This is a genomic window from Corallococcus sp. RDP092CA, from assembly GCF_041903675.1.
GTDB lineage: Bacteria > Myxococcota > Myxococcia > Myxococcales > Myxococcaceae > Corallococcus.
The window spans coordinates 1-310 of the sequence record NZ_JAYESI010000152.1; the positions used below are offsets into that span (position 1 = coordinate 1).

Sequence of the window (310 nt, forward strand, 5' to 3'; positions counted from 1 at the left end):
AGGTGATGGGCGAGCTGGTTGGCGCGGGAGTCGAGTTGGGCATACGTCAGGGTCGAGTCCCCCAGGACGAGGGCCACGGCGTCGGGCGTGCGCTGGGCCTGCCGGGCGAAGTGGACGTGGACGGGGATGTCGGTGGGGCAGGCGACAGCGGTGTCGTTCCACTCCACGAGGATGCGCTGCCGTTCCTCAGGGGAGAGGAGGGGCAGCTCGGCCACGGGCTGCTCGGGCCTGGCGGCCACGGCCTCCAGCAGGGTGTGGAGGTGGCGGGCCATCCGCTCGATGGTGCCGCGCTCGAAGAGGGCGGTGCTGT

General features: G+C 71.9%; 1 protein-coding gene. It reads right to left on the reverse strand.

Going from position 1 to position 310, the window contains the following annotated elements; genetic code table 11:
- The coding region (locus tag U8525_RS34570) for a condensation domain-containing protein (protein ID WP_374270988.1) at window positions 1–310 on the reverse strand (310 nt) is incomplete at both ends.